This is a genomic window from Candidatus Rickettsia tasmaniensis (assembly GCF_036857515.1).
Lineage (GTDB): Bacteria > Pseudomonadota > Alphaproteobacteria > Rickettsiales > Rickettsiaceae > Rickettsia > Rickettsia rickettsii.
This window is the reverse complement of record NZ_JAQCNX010000049.1, coordinates 1-1871: the sequence shown is the minus strand read 5'-3', so window position 1 is coordinate 1871 and position 1871 is coordinate 1. Positions and strand designations below refer to the sequence as shown.

Here is a 1871-nt window from a genome sequence, read left to right as displayed (position 1 = left end):
CGGTACTGTTTAATGATACGATATATTACAACATCGCATACGGTAATAATGCAGCAAGCTACGATGAAGTTATAGCAGCATCAAAAAATGCTCATATTCATGAGTTTATTAGCACGTTACCCGAAGGGTATGAGATGCAGGTAGGCGAGAGAGGCTTAAAGCTTTCGGGCGGTGAGAAACAGCGTATTGCAATTGCAAGAACCATCTTAAAAAATCCAGCAATATATGTTTTTGATGAGGCAACAAGTTCGCTTGATACTAAAACCGAAAAGCTAATTCAAGCAAGCCTTAAAGAGATCTCGGCTCACCATACTACCCTTATCATTGCCCATAGACTCTCAACTATTATCGATGCAGATGAGATTATCGTTTTAGATAACGGTTATATAGTTGAGCAGGGCAGCCATAAAACCTTGCTACAGCACAAAGGCTATTATGCCGAACTTTGGTATAAACAGCAAGAAGAGGAACATTCTTAAAATTTATCATTATATCAACTACAAGCTTTATTAAGTGGTTTGGTAAAACCAGCTCGATGTCATTCCCGCGGAGGTTTTGTTGCGTGGATATCAAGTCGTCATTGCGAGCGAACGTTAGTGAGCGTGGCAATCTCAGGAATTCTTCTCAAGATTGCTGCGTCAAATTACTATGTAATTTTCCTCGCAATGACGAAAAAACTGATCCACGCAGGAATGACATGGATAGCTAATTGATATTTCAAAAAATTGGCTAAAATCTCTTGCAAGAATAGCGGTGACGTTATTCCGGGGTTTCAAAGCCTCTATCCTAAGCGGTATTATCAGCCGTATAAAAATGGTATAATCCTCGATTTCATGGTCGGGGCGATAGTTGTTACAGGGTTTAAAGTGTAAGCTTTAAACCTAAAAGCTATTATAACTGTTCTGTGACGGTTCTTTGAACGCTCCAACCACCCGAAGTTAAAATCTTCGGTGGTTAAAACTTGAGCAATTTAAGTTTAATCACGGGAGCAACTACATGTTCAACAAAAATAATAAATTATTATCTAAACTATTACTGTGCTCTAAGAAAAATAAAGATTTAGAAAAACTAAGATCTAAGTTTAAACAAAGGTTAGAAGAACAGGTAACGGTAGATGAGATAACAAGAATAGAGCAGCGTTCATTATATTTAGAAAGTATATAATTCTAATATATAATAAAGTTTGTTAACTCTTACGATTATGTTATTGCCTAGAAACGGTTGATGTCGTCATTGTAAGCGACTAAAGGCCTTGTTGTATGGCTCGTTTATGTCATTCACACGAAAGCGGGAATCCAGTAAAAAATGATAAAACAAAGAAAATTACATAAAAATTTAGTATATAATTTGCTTAAAAAACTAGATTCCTGCTTTCGCAGGAATGACATTGGCATCTGTGCAACAATGCCCTGCAGGAATGATATCGGTAACTTAGAAACAATGCCACGATTATAAATACAAGCAATCCTTGAAAGAAATTTATTATGTCTTTATTATTAAATATAATTCATTAAATTTAAGGCTAAGTAATCGTGACTGATAAATCTTCTTCTAATTTAGTACCGGTAAATATCGAAGATGAGATGAAAGTATCTTATCTTGATTATGCTATGAGCGTTATAGTAAGTAGAGCTATACCGGATGTTCGGGACGGCTTAAAGCCGGTACATCGCCGAATTATCTATTCCATGCATGAAGCCGGTAATCATGCTAGTAAACCTTATAGAAAATCCGCTAGAATAGTCGGTGACGTGATGGGTAAATACCATCCGCACGGCGATAGTGCTATTTACGACGCGTTAGTACGTATGGCACAAGATTTTTCCTTGCGTTTACCGCTTGTAGACGGGCAGGGTAATTTCGGCTCGATG

At 37.1% G+C, this 1871-nt stretch carries 4 protein-coding genes; all 4 read left to right on the top strand.

The features are described from left to right. Positions 1–479, top strand: a 479-nt coding sequence (locus O6R16_RS07705; protein WP_499680681.1) for an ATP-binding cassette domain-containing protein, incomplete at its 5' end; no start/stop codon positions are given. Between the two features lie 246 nt (positions 480–725). Further along, a complete protein-coding gene (locus O6R16_RS07700; RefSeq protein WP_499680680.1) occupies positions 726–872 on the top strand; it encodes a hypothetical protein in 147 nt (48 codons plus the stop codon). A 124-nt stretch (positions 873–996) separates the two neighbouring features. Continuing rightward, positions 997–1164 (top strand): hypothetical protein, encoded by a 168-nt coding sequence (locus O6R16_RS07695; RefSeq protein WP_499680679.1) that lies wholly within the window; start codon positions 997–999, stop codon positions 1162–1164. 368 nt (positions 1165–1532) lie between these two features. Then, the coding region (locus O6R16_RS07690) for a DNA gyrase subunit A (RefSeq protein ID WP_499680678.1) at positions 1533–1871 on the top strand (339 nt) is incomplete at its 3' end.

Bases quoted from the DNA above. Each gene is read 5' to 3' on its own strand.
- O6R16_RS07695 (WP_499680679.1), top strand. From the start codon at position 997: ATGTTCAACAAAAATAATAAATTATTATCTAAACTATTACTGTGCTCT.